This is a genomic window from Arenibacter sp. P308M17 (assembly GCF_003426735.1).
GTDB lineage: Bacteria > Bacteroidota > Bacteroidia > Flavobacteriales > Flavobacteriaceae > Arenibacter.
In genome coordinates, this window is record NZ_QVON01000002.1 from 317118 (window position 1) to 337220 (window position 20103).

At 40.0% G+C, this 20103-nt stretch carries 16 protein-coding genes and 1 tRNA gene; 6 read left to right on the top strand and 11 right to left on the bottom strand.

Annotation, left to right across the window (positions count from 1 at the left end; genetic code table 11):
- Nucleotides 1–6: 6 nt before the first annotated feature.
- A complete protein-coding gene (locus D0S24_RS05270; protein ID WP_117018817.1) occupies nt 7–2577 on the top strand; it encodes a UvrD-helicase domain-containing protein in 2571 nt (856 codons plus the stop codon).
- A 109-nt stretch (nt 2578–2686) separates the two neighbouring features.
- On the opposite strand, the gene D0S24_RS05275 is transcribed toward D0S24_RS05270, so the two are convergent.
- Nucleotides 2687–2771, bottom strand: a tRNA-Ser gene (locus tag D0S24_RS05275).
- Between the two features lie 502 nt (nt 2772–3273).
- On the opposite strand from D0S24_RS05275, the gene D0S24_RS05280 reads away from it, so the two are divergent.
- From D0S24_RS05280 to D0S24_RS05295, 4 genes are all read left to right on the top strand, one after another.
- Complete coding sequence (locus D0S24_RS05280; RefSeq protein ID WP_117018818.1) at nt 3274–3906, top strand: NAD(P)H-dependent oxidoreductase; 633 nt, start codon at nt 3274–3276, stop codon at nt 3904–3906.
- Nucleotides 3907–4556: 650 nt separating this feature from the next.
- Complete coding sequence (locus tag D0S24_RS05285; RefSeq protein ID WP_117018819.1) at nt 4557–5765, top strand: DegT/DnrJ/EryC1/StrS aminotransferase family protein; 1209 nt, start codon at nt 4557–4559, stop codon at nt 5763–5765.
- A gap of 51 nt (nt 5766–5816) precedes the next feature.
- The gene (locus D0S24_RS05290) at nt 5817–8114 is read left to right on the top strand and encodes a GH92 family glycosyl hydrolase (RefSeq protein WP_117018820.1); all 2298 of its coding nucleotides are present in this window, start codon (nt 5817–5819) and stop codon (nt 8112–8114) included.
- Nucleotides 8115–8405: 291 nt separating this feature from the next.
- Entirely contained in the window at nt 8406–9194 is a 789-nt protein-coding gene (locus D0S24_RS05295) for a DUF1080 domain-containing protein (RefSeq protein WP_117018821.1), read from the top strand.
- A 169-nt stretch (nt 9195–9363) separates the two neighbouring features.
- Here D0S24_RS05295 and ribB read toward each other — a convergent pair whose 3' ends face one another.
- The 10 genes from ribB to D0S24_RS05345 all read right to left on the bottom strand — a co-directional run bounded on the left by ribB (nt 9364) and on the right by D0S24_RS05345 (nt 18873).
- Nucleotides 9364–10506, bottom strand: coding sequence for a 3,4-dihydroxy-2-butanone-4-phosphate synthase (ribB, locus tag D0S24_RS05300; protein WP_117018822.1), 1143 nt, complete (start codon nt 10504–10506; stop codon nt 9364–9366).
- Entirely contained in the window at nt 10503–11918 is a 1416-nt protein-coding gene (locus tag D0S24_RS05305; protein WP_251795720.1) for an LptF/LptG family permease, read from the bottom strand. The genes ribB and D0S24_RS05305 overlap by 4 nt, the downstream gene beginning before the upstream one ends.
- A gap of 72 nt (nt 11919–11990) precedes the next feature.
- Nucleotides 11991–12635: an outer membrane lipoprotein carrier protein LolA gene (locus tag D0S24_RS05310; protein ID WP_117018824.1), complete on the bottom strand. Its 645-nt coding sequence runs from the start codon at nt 12633–12635 to the stop codon at nt 11991–11993.
- Between the two features lie 31 nt (nt 12636–12666).
- On the bottom strand, nt 12667–15051 hold the full coding sequence (locus D0S24_RS05315; RefSeq protein ID WP_117018825.1) for a DNA translocase FtsK: 2385 nt from the start codon (nt 15049–15051) through the stop codon (nt 12667–12669).
- A gap of 231 nt (nt 15052–15282) precedes the next feature.
- Complete coding sequence (locus D0S24_RS05320; protein ID WP_117018826.1) at nt 15283–15648, bottom strand: diacylglycerol kinase; 366 nt, start codon at nt 15646–15648, stop codon at nt 15283–15285.
- Nucleotides 15641–16147: a thiol peroxidase gene (tpx, locus tag D0S24_RS05325; RefSeq protein ID WP_117018827.1), complete on the bottom strand. Its 507-nt coding sequence runs from the start codon at nt 16145–16147 to the stop codon at nt 15641–15643. The genes D0S24_RS05320 and tpx overlap by 8 nt, the downstream gene beginning before the upstream one ends.
- A gap of 234 nt (nt 16148–16381) precedes the next feature.
- Complete coding sequence (locus tag D0S24_RS05330) at nt 16382–16639, bottom strand: DUF6952 family protein (protein WP_117018828.1); 258 nt, start codon at nt 16637–16639, stop codon at nt 16382–16384.
- The gene (locus D0S24_RS05335; RefSeq protein ID WP_117018829.1) at nt 16620–16934 is read right to left on the bottom strand and encodes a co-chaperone YbbN; all 315 of its coding nucleotides are present in this window, start codon (nt 16932–16934) and stop codon (nt 16620–16622) included. Before D0S24_RS05335 ends, D0S24_RS05330 begins: the two co-directional genes overlap by 20 nt.
- 90 nt (nt 16935–17024) lie before the next feature.
- A complete protein-coding gene (locus tag D0S24_RS05340; protein WP_117018830.1) occupies nt 17025–17669 on the bottom strand; it encodes a peroxiredoxin in 645 nt (214 codons plus the stop codon).
- Between the two features lie 592 nt (nt 17670–18261).
- A complete protein-coding gene (locus tag D0S24_RS05345) occupies nt 18262–18873 on the bottom strand; it encodes an RNA polymerase sigma factor (protein WP_117018831.1) in 612 nt (203 codons plus the stop codon).
- An 80-nt stretch (nt 18874–18953) separates the two neighbouring features.
- Here D0S24_RS05345 and D0S24_RS05350 point away from each other — a divergent pair, with 80 nt between their 5' ends.
- Nucleotides 18954–20096, top strand: coding sequence for a FecR family protein (locus D0S24_RS05350; protein WP_117018832.1), 1143 nt, complete (start codon nt 18954–18956; stop codon nt 20094–20096).
- Nucleotides 20097–20103 lie beyond the last annotated feature (7 nt).

Consider the following 20103-nt stretch of genomic DNA (forward strand, 5'->3'; position numbering starts at 1 on the left):
AGAAATATGAATATTAAGTACATCTATAAAAAAGAATTATTAAAAGAGCAAATCAAAGCTTTACACCGCCGCGGAGGTCATTATCAAAAGGCCGCAATTAAGATAAATTCCATTATCGGAAGTATTAACATGGGAGAGGCTCAACCATTCAAAGGTGTGCCTTTAACCAACCATGGCGAAAGCAGAATAAAGCACTGTATAAAATATGACCTTAATGGTGCTTGTAGATTGATAACAATTCAAGATAATAATGTTTGTGCTTTGGTATTTGCCGGTGATCACGATGCCTGTGATAAGTGGTTGAATATCAATAGAAATTACACCCTAACTATAAGTGCGGATTATGAAATTACAGGGATTAGGATAACCGAAGATTTGTCCAAACTGGAACAACCACGAATTGTAGAAGAAATCATAACAGATGGCAGTTTAATATCAAAACTAAAAGATAAATACTTAGAAGTTATAGAAGACAATGTAAAATTTTCCAATTTCAAAAAGATATCTGCGCTAGATAGCTTTTCAGATGAAGAAGAAATCCTAGATGCATTAGTGGGCATTGCAGATTCCAAAGTACAGGATATGATCTTCGATGTGCTTCTTTACATTAAGGGAGACGATGTAGATAATGCTAAAGACAGGATTTTAATATTTTCCGAGGAAATTAAGAAGGTATCGGATGCTCTTCCTAGAGATCTTGAAAAGGTTACCAGCGGCGAAGAATTTTTGTCCATGGATGATTTCATAGGAAGAGATTTCAAAAAAATAATTGAAGGAAATAATTGGCTTGATTGGATGCTTTTTATGCATCCTCAGCAAAAAAAAGTTGTAGATGAAGACTTTAGCGGGCCGGCGAGATTATTAGGGGTAAGTGGATCGGGGAAAACCTGCGTGGTCGTAAACAGGGCCATTAGGTTATCCAGGAAATACAAAAATGAGAAAATATTGATAACTACGATCAATAGGTCTTTAGCAGATTTAATAGAAGATCTTATCGAAAAGGCTTTGGAATCGGAAAATGACAAAGAGGAACTAGCAAAACAAATTGAGGTGAAGTCTTTTTGGCAAATTTGTAGGGACCTAATTTTAGAAAACTCCAAGGAAGCTCAAAATGACAAATTACTCTCGGATGTTACCTTTAAAACTGACGAGGATGTTGATCAGATATGGCGAGAATTTTATCAGTGTCGTGAAAACAATGATGACGCGAAAATACTATTGGATGTTCATGGCTCACTGTTGTCGCGTAATATTTTCCCAAGTCAATATCTCAAACAAGAATTTGATTATGTTCGAAGTTCACTAAGAAAAGATGAAAGAAACGACTATCTTAAAATGGAAAGGGAAGGAAGAAGTGAAGCTTTCCCAGAAAACTTTAGAAGTTTCATCTTGCAAGGTCTAGAGAAATGGGAGGAAAAAATGCGATTTGTAGGGGTTAGTGATTATTTAGGACTATTGGAACCGTTACATCAATATGTAACAAATATACACCCGAAATACAGATGTATATTGGTTGATGAATTACAAGATTTCGGGACAACCGAATTAGAAGTTCTGCGTAAATTGGTGGAACCAGCAGATAATGATTTATTTCTATGTGGGGACATTGCGCAACAAGTATTGACCAAACAACATAAAATAGTAAAGGCCGGAATAAAGCCTGTTAAGTATTTATCTATTACTAAAAACTATAGAAATAGTAGACAGATTTTAGAAGCCGCAAGTGACGTCTTTAAAAAAAATACGGACGAAATACAGTATAATCAAAATGGATTTCAATTGTTAAATCCGGAATATGCCAATTTTTCTACTCCAAAACCATTTATCAGGAAAAGTACAGATCTAAACGCGGAGATTCAAAACAGTTACTCGTATCTCAATGAAAATTTAGAAAGTCAACAAAAGGCATGCTTGGTGGTGGCAGGTTTGACTTATTTTCAAGTAAAATATTTAGGTAAAAAAATGAAATTACCAGTCTTAGATGGTGACCACGACCTATCATCAAGTAATATATTTTTATCAGATCTAGAACAAACCAAAGGATTTGAATTTGATATAGTAATTATCGTTAACTGTTCTAAAAATGAATTCCCCAATTCCAAATTACCACAAAGTGAAAAGTTTAGGGAAATATCCAAACTTTACGTTTCCATGACAAGAGCAAAAAAAGAGCTCATTATTAGTTACAATGATCATTTAAGTGAAGTATTTGAAACAAGTTTGGAGTTTTTTAATAGTGATACTAATTGGCAAGAATATATTGACGAATCCAAAGCCAAAGAAATCGAAATTCCGGAAACTGAAACAGTTTTCGATAACAATCCAAGCTACAAACTGTTGAATGGGCGAGAATTGCTATACCAACCTATTGCTGTAGGGCTTAGTCTATCTGCCCAACAGAAAATTGTAGATTCTATTCAGGGTAAATCCTCGTCAGCGACCAACGGTAGTCCTGACGGTTGGAAAACAGTTGGAGAATTTAAAGAATCGTTATTCTCCACCAGGCTATTTCCTCATATGAGCAGACTACTTGGGCCAAAAGTAGTAGAAGAAATTAGAGAAAAATTACCTAGATAAAGAGACTGCAAAGTACTTTGAAGGTGCTGTAAATAAATAATGAACTGTCACCTAATCTGTCACCCATAAAAACAAAGCCCCGTAAACATTGGTCTACGGGGCTTTTTAGCGGAGAAAGAGGGATTCGAACCCCCGGAGGTGTGACCCTCAACAGTTTTCAAGACTGCCGCATTCGACCACTCTGCCATTTCTCCAGTCAATGTGCTTTGGAGGCGTTTCTGCCGCTTCGACCTCCCGATAGCTATCGGGACAGCCATTTCTCCTTAGCGGCTGCAAATATAGAAACCTTTTTGTTCTTTTTAAAAGAATTAAAGATATTTTATTTAAATAATTCCCTGAAGCCCTCCAGAACGGCACTGGCAGGCCTACCTTTGTATGACACTGCTTCCAATGCAGGGTATAGATAGTCGCGATGCACAACATTGGATTATTTTGTCCTGTATCTTGGTTCTTGTTGCGTAGCGGTAAAGAAAGCAGCTTACACCCGGGCAACTTTATACTTTTTAAGTGGAACAACAAGTTGGATTGGAAAATAGCCTTAACTTTAACCTCTATAGAAACCCTTGAAGGATTGGACGCCCAATGGTAATGATCCGTGAACAAAGGGGAGGGAATTGTGCAAATGATATAGCTTGCGGTATTATTTTCATATAGAGGCGATTTAAACTATGGTTATTTATTAAAAGTGTTTGTATTTTGGATATTATCAAAAAATTGGAATGGCGCTATGCCGTAAAGAAATTCAACGCCGATAAGATGTTAACGGAGGAAAAACTGGGTAAGTTAAAGCAGGCCTTTAATTTAACGGCAACTTCCTATGGATTGCAACCCATCAAATTATTGGTAGTTGAAAACAAGGAACTGCAAAAGGAACTGGTAAAGTTTACCTATGGACAAAAACAGGTGGAACAGGCATCCCACGTTTTTGTTATTTGTATAGAAAAACAAATTGGCCGGAAATTTATCCATGACTACTTTGAAAGGGTACAGCAAATAAGAAATACGTCCAATGAAATTCTTGATCCGTTCAAGGGTGCCCTGATCGAAAGCTTTTCCAAAAAAGAAATGGAAGAGGTCAGGGTTTGGGCCACCAATCAGGCCTACCTGGCATTGGGTACCTTGCTTACCGTTTGTGCTATGGAAGAAATAGATGCCTGTCCTATGGAAGGCTTTCAGCCCAACTCCTACGATGAGTTGTTAGGGCTGGACAAGCTGGAACTAACCTCGGTATTGGTACTTCCTGTTGGCTATAGGGCAACGGACGATATGTTCGCTTCCCTTAAAAAAGTGCGTAGGGATTTGGATGAAAGCATCATCCACCTTCCCTAGTGTCAAGTCAACGTTTAAATGACGGGTAAGGAATGATGGATATTGAGTTGGGCCAAGGCGCAAAAAACGAGCATAGCCGTAGCTACGTAAGGATTTTTGCAACGCAGGAGCGGCTCAAGAGACACATTAGATTACCCGTAGGTTTAGGCTTGACTGGACACTAGTGTCGTGTCAATGCTACTGTGTCGTTTAAGTCGCCGTTATTTTTTATCTGGGCAAGGCAAAAAAATGTTGCATAGCCGTAGCTACGGAACTGTTTTTTAACGCAGGCCGGGTGAAAAAGAACAAGACTTGGGATGGCCAAAGTAGGGTTGACAGGACACTAGTTACACTTTAAACTATCCACAATGGAATACAGGGCTCTGGAAAGGAATGGTATTCCCTGTCAAGGACTGGGTAATATGTTGGTCGTAAGCTGCATAAGCTATTAGCAATTGGCAATGGACAATAAACTTAGGCCACAAGGTTGGTAAATAAATGTTTACTGAACACTATCTACTGCCCATTACCTTTTGTCAAGGGTGAACTACCCAGGCTTATAGAAGCAAAAAAGTAACTGTAATGAAGTTAGAGGACAGTAGGCAGGGTTTTAACATTTAAAGGGATAATTAAATTAAATCAATTAAAAATCATAAATAAATATTTAAAGTATGCCAGGATTTGAACTTTTTGGGGATTTGGAACGAAAACAGATCAAGGATGTTATGGATTCAGGAGTGTTGATGCGGTATGGGTTTGATGCCATGAGGAATGGCCATTGGAAAGCAAAAGAATTGGAACTGGCCTTGGAAAAACGAATGCAAGTAAACCACGCACAGTTAGTGAGCAGCGGTACCGCAGCCCTGACAGTGGCACTGGCCTGTGCCAAGGTAGGTGCAGGGGATGAAGTTATATTGCCCACATTTACCTTTGTAGCCAGCTTTGAAGCAGTACTTTCTCTGGGGGCCATTCCCATCCTGGTGGATGTGGACGATACCCTTACCCTGGATCCCCTGGCCGTTGGGAAGGCAATAACCGATAAGACCAAAGTAGTGATGCCCGTACATATGTGCGGATCCATGGCAGATCTGTCGCCTTTAAAAACGATATGCCAAAAACACGGCCTAATTCTTTTGGAAGATGCCTGCCAGGCCATTGGCGGTAGCTATGAAGGCAAGCCCCTGGGTAGTTATGGGGATTTAGGCTGTTTTTCGTTCGATTATGTGAAGACGATTACCTGTGGGGAAGGGGGGGCCGTAATCACCAACAACAGTGAGTTTTATAACACTGCCGATCAATATTCCGACCACGGCCATGATCATATCGGTAAGGATAGGGGAGCGGAAAACCACCCCATTTTGGGCTATAACTATCGCATATCCGAACTCCACGCCGCCGTAGGCCTTGCCCAAATTGAACGTTTGGACGATTTTATTGCGATCCAGAAAAGAAATTATTCCATCATTCGTTCCGCCCTAAAAAAAATTCCCGGAATTAGCTTCAGAAGGGTTCCAAAACACGGAATAGAGAACTATTCCTTTCTAAGCTTTTTTCTTCCCACGGAAGATTTGGCTAAAAAAACCATAAAAGCATTTGCTGAAAATGGTGTGGATGCCTGTTTTTATTGGTTCGATAATAATTGGCATTATTACAGGAAATGGGAGCATTTAAAAAATCTTAATGGCCTGGGCAATTTTTCCGAAGAGTTAAAAAATGGCTTGCCAAATTATAATTCGTCCAACTTTTCAAAATCCGATCATTGGGTAGGACGCAATATATCCTGTCTTATCAAATTGGGATGGAGTGAAGAGGAGGTCGAAGCAAGGGCCAAAAAAATGACAAATGTTCTACAAAATAGTGTTGATATCTCCAATTATTGAGTTATTATTGAGTTCTATATATAAACTATTGTTAAGCATAAAACCAACCAAATGAAATTAGATCAAGTCTCCCTTTATTTGCTTCTTTTACTTACCATTTCATCTTTTTATTCGTGCCAGGAAACATCCCCGCCACAGAACCCAAGATCCACAAATGTTGTTGACCTGGTATATCCACATCTCGATTCCGAAAACTCCAGATGGTTCTTCTTTTCCTCGGCATCAAGACCCTTTGGCATGGTAAATTTAAGTCCGGACACAGCAATTGAAGGTGCCTGGGGCAGTGGCTATAGATACAAAACGGATACCATTAAGGGATTTAGCCATGTTCATGGTTGGCAGATTTCCGGGCTTTCCGTAATGCCCGTAAGTGTTGGCCCCGAAAACGAGACTACTATATACAAGGATTTCTATTCAAAATTTAATCACGAACAGGAGAAGGTGTCGCCCGGTTATCACCATATAGAGCTGTTACGACAGGGAATATCTGTGGAACTCAGCAGTACAAAAAGAGTGGGCTTCCACAAATATTCTTTTCCAAAAAAAGGAAGTCCGGCCATACTTTTCAACCTGAACACCCTCTTAGGACCCAATGAAAATATAAACGGTATCTTGGAAAAAACAGGAAACACTACCCTTTCCGGAGAACTGGAAATGACCCCAACAATGAGACGGCCCAAACCCTTCAAGCTATTTTTTAAAATAGAATTGAACTCGGATATCCGTGCTATTTCCCATGATCCCGAAACCGGCAATTATTTGGTTTATACGGATGAAAAAAACCGCAATGTATTGATGAAAGCCAGTATATCCTATACTTCTGCCGAAAATGCCCGAATCAATATGGATTCGGAATTGAACCATTGGGATTTTCAGAAGGTGGTGGACGAATCCAAAGAGGAATGGAATGGTTTCCTTGGCAGAATTAAAATTGAAGGGGGCTCTGAAACACAGCAGCGTAGATTTTATACAGATCTCTGGCACGCCCTGCAGGGCAGAAGGGTGATAAGCGATTTTAACGGGGCCTATCCCGATAATACGGGAGATAACTTTAGAATAGGGCAAATACCTTTGGATGCTACCGGACAACCAAAATTCAATCATTATAATTCGGACTCCTTCTGGGGGGCGCAATGGACCATCAATACCCTTTGGGGTTTGGTTTATCCGGATATTATGGAAGATTTTACCCATTCCCTAATGCAATATTATAAGGATGGCGGTTTGGTCCCGCGCGGACCTTCGGGAGGCAATTACACCTATGTTATGACCGGTGCCTCGTCCACTCCCTTTATAGTCAGTGCTATACAAAAAGGAATTATTAAGCAGGATCTGGAATCCATCTACGGGGCATTGAAGAAAAACCATATGCCAGGCGGTATCATGGAAAAAGCAGGTTATGAACATAAGACCGCACTTGGTGGGGGATTTAAATATTACTTGAATGATGGCTATGTCCCTTATCCCGTACCCGAGGGTAAATTTGGCGGACACCAGGATGGGGCCAGCCTAACCATGGAATACGCCTACCAGGATTGGACCTTGGCTCAATTGGCCAAAAAACTTGGGCACAAGGAAGACTATGAGCTGTTTTTACAGCGTTCCTATAATTACAAAAATGTGTTCGACAAAAGCTTGGGTTGGATGAGACCGAAGGATGTGGCCGGAACCTGGCAGGAAGATTTTGACCCATACGTACATCAACATGGATTTATAGAATCCAACGGAGCCCAATCCACATGGTTCGTACCCCATGACATTAACGGTCTGGCAGACCTAATGGGTGGCAGGCCAAAGGCTGTGGAAAAACTGAATGCCCAGTTTGAAGCGGCAGAAAAATTAGGATTCACGGCAGGCAGTTCCCACTCACAGGAACTCCACCCGGAATACAGGCGTATTCCCATAAATTACGGGAACCAACCGTCCATACAAACGGCATTCGTATTCAATCTGTTGGACAGGCCAGATCTAACACAATATTGGTCCCGAAAGATTGTGGACAAGGTATTTGGCGGACTTTCCCCTTCCACCGGTTATAATGGCGATGAAGACCAGGGACTAATGGGAAGTTTGGCCGTATTAATGAAAATAGGGCTTTTTCAAATGAACGGGGGAACCGAAAATGATCCGGTCTATGAATTGGGAAGTCCGGTTTTTGACAAAATTGAAATAAGTCTCCACCCCGATTATTATACCGGGAAAAAGTTTACGATAAAGGCTAATAGGAAAGGTATGGACCAATGGGCCGTTAAAGAGGCCCGTTTGAACAATAAGGCTATAAATGATTATACCCTTAGACACTCACAATTGGTAAAAGGCGGGGAACTGGAACTGGATATGGGGGAGTAGCCATATTGATATGTAAATTTAAGTATTATAGCTTTTAGTACATGACAAAATTCAATTTCGCAAGATTTTCCTTGATTTTTTACCACAACCCTAAAGCCCGCCTGAACGAAGTAGTCGGACAGGGGAGAAATCAAGGAAAATCAGGCTCCCCTGCCTACCGGACAGGCAGGCTTTAGGGTTTGGGGTAAAACGGATTTTCCGAGAAACCTAGTTAAAATGATTTTTGTCATGTACTTAGATTATAACTATATTTAATAATCTAAAAAAAACACCTTAAAATCCATAGTTCATATGAATTCCAAGACTTTCCTTAGCTGTATTTTTACCATTGCGCTTTCAATACAAATCGGGGCCCAGAACAAGCACAGCGGTATTCCCCCGGAAGTATCCCCCATGCCCATGAAGCCTGAAATGACCGAAATCTGGGAGCCGGAGGTAGGTGTGGTGACCCCTGCAAAAACTTTGGGAGATGCCCCTTCGGATGCCATTATTTTATTTGATGGCAGCAACTTGGACCAATGGGTGAGCCAAAAGGACAATACCTTGGCCGCTCCATGGAAAATAGTGGATAAGGACCATTTTGAAGTGGTTCCGGGGACGGGGGGAATAAGTACAAAAATGAAGTTTGGGGATTGCCAGATACACATCGAGTTCAGCGCTCCGGATGTGGTGGAAGGCCATAGCCAGGGTAGGGGCAATAGCGGATTGTTTTTACAGAACAGATACGAACTGCAAATATTGGATTCCTACAACAACCGTACCTATAGGAACGGGCAGGCAGGCAGTATATATAAAGACCACGCGCCCCTGGTCAACGCTATGCGCGGCCCCTTGGAGTGGAACACCTACGACATCATCTATACGGCACCAAGGTTTAAGGAAGACGGTCGTTTGGATGCCAGGGCAAAAATTACAGTGCTGCACAACGGGGTACTGGTACAAAATAATGTGGAGATCAATGGCAACACCTATTATACCGGCCTGCACAACTATCCATCGGCCCATGGGGATGATGTACTTTCCCTACAGGACCACGGCAACAAAACACAGTTCAGGAACATCTGGGTAAGACCCTTGTAAATCCCTACGATTTCTACCAGAATAAAATGCCGAAGACTCATTTTCTTCGGCATTTATTATTTGAACTCATCTTGACCTTTTGTTTTCAATCGAAAAGTTATGCTTTTATGCCCTAATAAAGGCTTTATGGAGCAGCATAGCGGCGCTACGGTGAGAGAAAAAGACAAAATTAGTAGGTTACGTATTCCACTATTTCGAGTCCGTAACCTACAATACCCACTCTTTTGGTATGGCTGGAATTGCTCAACAACCTAATTTTGGCAATATCCAAATCGTGCAGAATTTGGGCCCCAACGCCAAAATCCTTGGCATCCATATCCACCTTGGGCGCCTTGTATATACCTTGTTGTTGCAATTCTTTAAGTTCTCCCAAACGGCCCAAAAGGTTCAAGGACTCGGATTCCTGATTTATAAAGACTATGGCCCCTTTGCCTTCCTTGTTAATGGCATTGAACATGTCCTCCAATTTTTTATCCGGATTGTTGGTAAGGGTGCCCAAAATATCATTGTTGATCAAGGTAGAATTTATTCTGGCAAGGACCTTTTCGTTTTTATCCCAAGTTCCCTTGGTCAGCGCCAAATGTACCTCATTATTGGTCGTCTGCTGATAGGCCCTCAATCTAAATTCGCCAAATCTGGTGACAATATCAAAATCTTCCTTTTTACGGATCAGGCTGTCATGTTCCATACGATAAGCGATCAGGGCTTCAATGGACACAATTTTCAAGTTGAATGTCCTGGCTACTTTTACCAATTGTGGCAATCGGGCCATAGATCCGTCCTCGTTCATGATCTCTACGATTACCCCGGCAGGCTTTAGACCTGCCAAACGGGCAAAATCAATGGCTGCTTCTGTATGTCCCGTTCTTCTCAATACCCCACCTTCCTTGGCAACCAATGGAAAGATATGTCCCGGCCTTCCCAGATCGTGGGCCTTGATATTGGTGTCCGTCAACGCCTTAACGGTACTTGCACGATCTGCCGCAGAAATGCCCGTACTAACCCCATGGCCCCTTAAATCTACGGAAACGGTGAAGGCCGTTTCCATAGGATCGGTATTGTTGTGGACCATCATGTGAAGTCCCAATTCCTTACACCTACCTTCGGTAAGGGGGGCGCATATCAGCCCCCTGCCATGGGTAGCCATAAAGTTGATCAGTTCCGGTGTTGCCAATTCCGCAGCGGCCAAGAAATCCCCTTCGTTCTCCCTATTTTCATCATCCACAACAATAATGACCTTGCCCTGCCTTATATCCTCAATGGCCTCTTCTATGGTATTTAGCGTAATGGCCTTTTCAACTTTTGTTGTCATGTTACTGCAATTTTATCTTTCTTCTTAAATACGCCCTTAAAATAATCAAATATGCTCCCAAAGGACATCAGTCCTTTGTCCGCAGTGGCCCTCCTGGTAAGGAATACCCCTAAAGGTAACATTATTAATGTAGAGAGCCATGCCCCTATAATAGGATGAATATTCCCTTCCTTGGCATAATTTCCTGCAAATACCCCAATAAAATAATAGGTTAGGAAGAGGATAATTGCTATAACCATGGGGAGGCCCAAACCACCCTTTCTGATAATGGCACCCAAGGGGGCCCCAACAAAGAACAAAATAATACAGGACAATGCCAAGGCGTACTTTTTATGGAGCGATAAAATATGGAGCCGATATATCTTGTACTTTATTTGAAGCTCATTTTTCTTGCCCTGAATACTTGTAATAATATTTGAAACGGAACTCTTTGCCGAACTTAAAATCTGGGTCTGGTGCCATGAGGGAAAGATTGACAAAATACTATCCGTATTCTTATTGGTGCCCAAAGAATCCATCTCCCTCTTTTTTTTATCGATGGTAATTTGGGTAAGGGAATCGGGTTTTTTCAAAGGTACGAAAGCGCCCATTCTTCCTGTAATATTCTTGGAAAAAGCGGTGACCAGTTTAACATTGTCCTTCTTCAAGGAATCTATATCCTTGGTAAGGCGGGAAATGTTTTTCATCTTGTCCGTACTTACATCCCGCTCCTCATCCAAATCTACATCGTTCAGGTCCGATAGGTCCTTGTTAATGGTATAGGTCTTAAAATTTGCCTTGGTAAACGGATTTTTCTTCCTGTCCTTGTTATTTTTAGTAGTCACGTCCAAATAATAGTGTCCGTCTTTTAATACCAGCTGTAAAATATCGGAGTCCTCACTGCTGATAAGTTCTCCGGATTTGGCCTTGATTACCGTGGTGTTTACCTTTGTTTTGGACTTTTCATGAATGATGACATTTTCCAAAAATCGATCGTTTTCCCCGTATTTACGGTCTACCTTCATGTTCATATCGGTACCTTCCAAATCACTGAATACCCCTTCTGAAATAATGGCCGCCGGTTTTACCTTGGCAATATTCCTTCTTAAATTGTATATTTTTTGTTCGGAAATAGGAATAATATTATTGGCAAAATAAAAAGTGACCCCACCTAAAAATGTAACAAAAATAATAAGTGGCAACATGGCCCGCTGTAAGGAAATACCAGAGGCCTTCATGGCCGCGAATTCATAATTCTCCGCAAAGGTGCCAAAGGTGAGAATGGAAGAAAGCAATACCGTTAAGGGAATTACACGTTCCATTAGGTTGGGCATAAGGTAAAAAAGGAATTTTCCAATTATGAAAATATCCAAGCCCTTACCTGCAAAGTCATCAATAAACAACCAGATCGTTTGAAATACGAAGATAAACATCAGTATTACGAACGAACTGATAAAATTAAAGAGGAACCTCGATAATATATATCGGTCTAGAATTCTCAATGTCTAATTTCTTATGATGTAGTACCCATCATTCTTATACTTGCTCTCGTCAAAAGTAAATAAGGTTTTGGATAAAGGCTGGTCAATTTTAAAAGAATTAACAGTAATGGTCGTTTTTGTTCCGTTCCTCCCTGTTTCTATAAGCTTATAGATATGTTTGGTCTCCACATCTATGCCCAACAAAATAGATTTGATTTCAGAATTGGTATCGATCGGTGTCAACTTCACAAATTGTATTTTTCTTCCCTGGATATTTTGTAAAATATCCCAGGCATAATTGTGCCCCTGCTTGTAAAAAGTAAGCATCTTGGACGGAGTAATGGTGTTTTCATCATCCAATTTATCCTCAATGGTCACCTCCTCATTTTCAGGAACAACGGTATACACCTTTTTTCCATCATACAATTGTTTGGACCCCAGATAATTGAATAAATATTTATCGCCCTGCATGGTTACATCACCACGTGTTTCCGTATTTATGTTGGCCTCCTCATTGTGAAGGCTGTATTTAAAGTCTACAAAAATATTGTCATAACTTGTTACCTTATTATACACTTCATCCAACAACGTTTTGGCCTTTGCAGCGTTTTGTGCCATTGCTATTGAAGTAGATAATACCAATAAGATTATGGATAGTTTAATTTTCATTCTTTTCTATTTAAATTTTTAACGGTACCTCCTAAGCACTTTCATTGTTCAATAGTTGATCCAAGGCATAAATATCGGGAACAAGGACCTGACGGGCCTTACTACCTTCAAAGGGGCCAACTATGCCTGCGGCCTCCAACTGATCTATAATTCTCCCGGCCCTATTGTACCCCAATTTCAACTTTCGTTGTATCAAGGAGGCCGAACCCTGTTGCGCAATTACGATTACTTCCGCCGCTTCCCTGAACATGGCATCCCGTTCGGAAATATTGTAATCAATACTTGTGCCAGAATCGTCATTTCCCATATATTCCGGAAGTAAATGTGCATCCGGATAGGCCCTTTGCGAGCCAATAAATTCAGTAATTTTGGCGACCTCCGGTGTATCCACGAAGGCGCATTGAATACGGGTAACGTCATTGCCCTGGGTAAATAACATATCCCCACGACCAATCAATTGATCGGCGCCTTGTGTATCCAGAATGGTCCTTGAATCTATTTTAGAGGTCACCCTAAATGCAATCCTGGCCGGAAAGTTGGCTTTTATTATCCCTGTAATTACGTTAACGGAAGGTCTTTGGGTGGCAATGATCAAGTGTATCCCGATAGCCCTGGCCAATTGTGCCAGCCTGGCAATAGGGGTTTCCACTTCCTTCCCGGCGGTCATGATCAAATCGGCAAACTCGTCTATGACCAATACGATATAGGGCAGGTACATATGGCCATCATTCGGATTCAGTTTCCGCGCTTTAAACTTGGCGTTATATTCCTTTATATTACGGACCATGGCCACCTTTAACAACTCGTAACGGTTGTCCATTTCTATACAAAGCGAATTCAACGTATTGATTACCTTATTGTTATCGGTAATAATAGCTTCTTCGGAATCCGGTAATTTGGCGAGGTAATGTCTTTCAATCTTGTTGAATAGTGTAAGTTCCACCTTCTTGGGATCTATAAGCACAAACTTTACCTCTGCAGGATGCTTTTTATAGAGCAAAGAGGTCAATACTGCATTTAGGCCCACGGATTTCCCCTGGCCGGTAGCTCCTGCCATCAACAAATGGGGCATTTTGGCCAAATCTACCACAAAGGTTTCGTTACTGATGGTTTTTCCAAAGGCAATGGGCAATTGCATCTCTGCCTTCTGAAATTTACTGGAAGCAATAACGGATCTCATGGATACGATAGTGGCATTCTTATTGGGCACTTCAATACCAATGGTTCCCTTTCCTGGAATGGGAGCTATAATTCTAATACCGAGTGCCGCCAAAGAAAGGGCAATATCATCCTCAAGGTTTTTTATTTTTGAAATTCGTACTCCGGCGTCGGGCACAATTTCATATAAGGTAACCGTAGGGCCTATGGTCGCTTTAATCTGTGCGATACCAATTTTATAGTTCTTTAAGGTCTCGACAATTTTATTCTTATTTTCCTCCAGTTCCTCCTGATTGATGGTAATACCTCCACTTGCCCCGTGCTGATCCAAAAGATCCAATGGGGGAAACTTAAAATTGCCCAATTCCAAGGTAGGGTCGAACTCACCGAAATCTTCCACCAGCTTGTCGGAAATATTATCCAATTCCTCTTTCTCCTCCTTAATTTTCTCCACTTCCATGGCAATGGTATCCTCTTCGGCACCCACCTTAACTTCAAATTCCCCTTCATCGTCCTCTTTTGCCAAAACGGGAATATCCTTCTTATGGGTGTAGGTATCGATTACCACAGGGGTCTCTTCCTTTTTCGGAGTAAAGGAAATATCGTTTTCCCGGTCACTATCGGAATCGGACTTGACAGTTCTATCTTTCTTAAATTCGGTGGCCAAGGATTTCCCCTTGTCGTTTATATATGCAACCGCTTTATCCGGGGAAAATTGGAACAAGCGAACCAAAATAACGATCAAACCAAAAAGCAATAAAAGAAATACCCCGATTTTCCCTCCATAATCCTGAAGGAAATCGTTCATCTCGTACCCGACCATTCCGCCCAACAACGGTTTTCCAGCTGCAAAGAAACCCAGGGCAACGGAGAACCAGATGATAAATACCAATCCCCATATCCATTTTCGGAGCAGCCCTTGTTTTTGCATACTCAAAAATAGATAGAGACCGGTTATAAAAAGAAGAAAAGTAAAGATAATGGACGATACTCCAAATCCTTTGTAAAGTACAAAATGGCTTACGTTGGCACCAAATTTATTCAACAAATTCCTGGCCTGTTCATTCCTGTCCGCAAATTCTGTTAAAAGGCTCTGATCATCCTGCCAGGTAAAATAAAAGGAGACAAAAGAAAAGAACAGCGCAATACTCAAAAGCATTAACAACCCTCCAAAAATAATTTTGTTCTGTTGTGATAACTTTAAGGAAAAGCCTTTTTTAGTGGGCGTAGACTTTGGTTTTTTTACCTTTTTTGCCATTAAATCTTCTATTCTGGTGGCTAAATTACAAATTTACTAGATAATCGGGATTTAAATGTTTCAACGCTTGCCCGTTTCCGTTCAGGCAGGCGTCAATATCTAAAAATAAAGTTCATTTCAATGTCCCGAGGTAGTTTACTTATGAACGCATCTAAACTTTTCCTATAGATATAGCATTAAACGGATTCCTTTTTTTAGCTGGATAGCAAAATAAGATATATGAAATTGATCTTAAAAGAGTTTGGGAATATAAATGATAAGGCCTATAATGGATGCGGCAATGGAAACCAGCATAACGGCACCGGCGGAGATGTCCTTGATAAACCCAATTTTTTCATCATATTCGGGATGGACAAAATCCGCAATTTTTTCCACTGCCGTGTTTAAGCCCTCAATTCCCAGTACCAATCCAATAGCCAAAATCTGAAGAATCCATTCCGTATTGGAAATTTCGAAATAGAATCCGGCCGCGGTCATCACCAAAGTGATAAAGACCTGGATTTTGATACTGGATTCCGTTCCAATCAAGAGGATCGCTCCCCTTAAGGCATAACCAACGCTCTTTATGCGATTCACCAAAAAGCTTTCCTTATGCATCCATCAGGGCTTCCAAGGCCGCTTTATAATTGGGCTCATCAACGGTTTCCGCAACCTGTTCCGTATAAATAACCTTAGCGTCCCCATCCAAAACTACCACTGCCCTGGAGTGCAGGGATTTTAGTGGTCCGTCCACAAACTCCAGGCCATAGGCCTTTCCAAAGCTGCCGTCGCGAAAATCGGACAACATTTCAACATTTTCTATTCCTTCAGCACCACAGAATCTGGCTTGGGCAAAGGGAAGGTCTTTTGAAACACATAAGACCTTGGTGTTTTCTAATTTGGCAGCTTCTTTATTAAATTGCCTTACAGATTGGGCACAGGTGCCCGTATCCACACTGGGGAATATATTCAATACCACTTTTCTACCTTTATAATCTTCCAAATTTGAATTGGATAAATCTCCCTTGGTCAAAGAAAACCCGGGCGCTTTACTCCCAGATTTAGGTAGTGTTCCTATAGTGTTCAACGGGTTTCCTTTTAGTGTTACTGTAGCCATGATTGTGTATTTAAATTTTGGGTGAAAATAAAAAATATATGCTTGATAAATAAGGAATAATGGATAAAAAATAAGAAGGGGCCAAACCAGTGTCCGGTCAACGTTTAAATTACCCGTAGGTTTAAGCTTGGCTGGACACTAACCCAAAACTACGCTTAAATACAGATTCCTTTATCCTACTCTATTTACAGCATAAGATAAAGGTATCTGTTATTATTAGAGGATAAATGGCTTTTACCTGTCTATGGAACCGGTTACCCGTTGCATAAATTCGTTTAAGGCCTCTTTTTGGGGCTTCCCTTCCTTAATGGATTTTTGTACCTCCAAGGCGCCGTATAGATTGGAAATCAATTCACCAATAACGTCCAATTCCTCATCCTTTAACGAGGCTACTTCGGTGATGGATTCCAATGTCTCTATGGTTTCCAATACATAATCCTCGTCATTTTCGGCTATAAAGCCTGTTAGGTGCTTAATTACTGGTAATTTCACTGATCAATTCTTTTAAAACTTCATATTTATTGGTCTGGACCTGATTCTTGAATTCGCCATCACTGAAAACGGCAAAAGTGGGAAGATTGTCCACATTGGCCAACTTTCTGGATTCTGGAAATTTCTCAGCATCTGCCAGAACAAAGGTGATGCCTTCATTTATGGATGCCTCTTTTTTAAACTTGGGTTTCATTATCCTACAATTACCGCACCAGGTAGCGGAATATTGAACAACCACATTTTTATTCTGATCAACAATCTCTTTCAGATTATCATTTTCCAATTCAACTATCATAAATTCTATATTTAATTTTGAACGAGTCCTTTATAAAAAAGGAGCCAATGCTACATCGCCATTGACTCCTTAGATATGTATTTATTGAACTTAGTTTGCGTGTGCCGACAAATAACTGGCCACACCATTTCTATCCGCTTTCATGGCATCTTTACCTTCTTCCCAATTGGCAGGACAAACTTCTCCTTTTTCCTGAACATGGGCGTAGGCGTCGATCAAACGAAGATACTCGTTTACATTCCTGCCCAAGGGCATATGGTTAATTCCTTCATGGAATACGGTACCATCCTCATCCAATAAATAAGTGGCCCTATAGGTTACATTGTCGCCATCTACCATGACCACACCAGTTTCCTCATTATACTGTTCATTGGTAATGTCCAATATCCCCAAGGTTGAGGCGAGGTTTCTATTGCTATCTGCAAGAATAGGGTAGGTAACCCCTTCAATTCCTCCATTATCCTTTGCTGTATTCAACCAGGCAAAATGAACTTCGGCAGTATCACAGGACGCACCGATCACCAAGGTGTTTCTTTTTTCAAATTCACCCAAAGCCGCTTGGAAGGCATGTAATTCCGTTGGGCAAACAAAAGTAAAATCCTTTGGGTACCAAAATAAGATCACTTTCTTATTATTGTTCTTAGCTTCTTCCAAAACGTTCAATTTGAAAGTATCCCCTAAATCGTTCATTGCATTAACACTGAGATTTGGAAATTTTTTACCTACTAAAGTCATATTTATAAAATTTAAACAATTAATTTCTGATGTAAAATTACATCTAAATAAAGGGGTTTGGGCTATTCTGGATTAAAAAATCTTATTCCAATATAGCTATTGTATATACCTATGGCGATTACCCTAATTACTTGTGAAATCGGAAAAATATAGGCATGAAATTTTCCGATTTCCCAATATGGAATGCTCAAAAATATCAAGTTCATTTTTGAATAAAATGGGTGACCGATAAAATAATTTTGATTTGATTAAATTACCTCTACGCAGAGCGTACGAGATATAGGATTTAAGACCGCTGCGCTAAAAGAACCAAGATACAGGACAAAATAATCCAATAGGCAATAAAATGCCTACCTGCCGGTTTTTGATGGACTGCGATACCGTTCATATATTTAAGTTATAGAGATGGGTAGGGGTATCTGCACTTCCGAGATCAGGTTGGGCTTATATCGGCAATACCGTTTCAACTTATTCGACACATTGGGGAGAGATGCCCTTTGCTGTTGCATTCCGCGAAAAGAGAAGGTAGGGAGATATCCTTGGGCAGGAGACACCATCAAACACAACGGTGTATATTGTACTTACTGTACTCTTAAGATTTAGGCCCTGTTTTAAAAGAGCTGGGGACTGAAAATAGTAGAAATAAAAGTGATTTTGGAATATTCTGTCTTATTCGCTTTAAGGCTCGACTTATATGACTCTCCACAGTGTTTTCGGAAATATCCAAAATTTTTGAAATTTCCTTGTAAGTTAATCCCCTTCTTTTATTCATTATAAATATCTCCTTGGATTTAGGGGGCAATGAATCAATTTCCTTGTTGACCCAATCTAACTTAATTTTAATTGATTGTTCCTCTTCCTCAAGTGATTGCAGCAATACCTCATAATGTATTTTGTCGAGAACATTGTTATTTCGCAACTCCTTCCTATAATCGTTGATAAATAAATTATAGACGGATTTATAGAGATAGCTTTTAACGGAGGTCCGAATTTCCAGAGTGTCTCTTTTTGTCCAAAGGTTTATAAAAGCATTTTGTGCCAAATCTTCCGCTTTTGTTTCATTTTTGGTCAGACTGGAGGCATACAAAATTAGAACTTTGTAGTAATTCTCAAAAAGTAAGCGATATGTTTGTTTATCGCCTACCCGAATCCTATCCAGCATCACATCTTCATCATAAATTATCCGATCGAACTCTTCATGCATAATCGAAATTAAAAAAAAGATTAAAAAAATGCATGGCAATACCTTTCTTGATTGTCATAATGTAAACTAGATAAGCTAAAGTGAAAAAAAGCATAAAGATAATAATAAGACAATATCTTCAAAATACAATTTCGGAAGAGGATTTAGACCATCTTAAAGATTGGATTTCCAAAGAAAATAATCAAAAGTATTTTAGGGAATTTATACACTCTTACTATAAGAATAAAGTTTATGATATAAAGAAGGCTTTTAAATTATTCGAAGATGCAACATTTGACAAAGAAGTTGCAATTGCAATGAAATATAAAAGTTTGCGAGCTACTATTTTAAAGTATGCAGCAGTGTTTATTGGCTTAATTGCATTGGGTTATTCTGTGTTTTATTTTAACCAAAATACGGCACTTGAACTTCCCGAAAATCAAGTAACATTGGAAGTGGAAGGTAGTGGAGTAAAAGTCCTGGATACTTCTGTCATAAAAAATCTTACTGGTAAGCACGGAGAGGTTCTGGCGAAGCAAAATAAAAACACTTTGGACTATCAAGGGTTAGGTACTGAAGACGGTGAAATTGTGTTCAATGTTCTTCGCGTTCCTTATGGAAAAACTTTTCAAGTATTGCTGCCAGATCAAACCCACGTATTCTTAAATGCCGGATCCAGTTTAAGATATCCCAATAAATTTCAGAAAGGAGGGAAAAGAGAGGTTTTTTTACAAGGAGAAGGCTATTTTAAGGTTAGTAAGAACAAAAATTCCCCTTTTATCGTAAGGGCCAATGAAATGACCATAGAAGTTTATGGAACCGAATTTAATATATCCTCGTATACGGATGATTTATTTACTGAAGTAGTGCTAATTGAAGGTAGTGTAGGAGTAAAAGATAATTCAGGGCAGCCCAATTTTAAGCCTAATGTAATGCTAAGGCCCCATGAAATGGCATCTAAAACCAATGGTGCAGAAATTTCTATAGAACAAGTTAATATATCTGAGCATATTTCATGGATAGATGGTACCCTCTTTTTCAAGAATGAAAGCTTTGGTTCAGTTGTTAAGAAATTGCAGCGCCACTATAATGTTGTAGTCACTAACAATTATAAAGCTTTAGAAGAGAAAAAATTTACTGGCCGTTTTGATATAGAAACGGTAGAACAAATCTTAAGAACCTTTCAAAAGACAAATAATTTTAACTATATCATCACTAAGAACAATATTATTATTAACCCTTAAACCTATA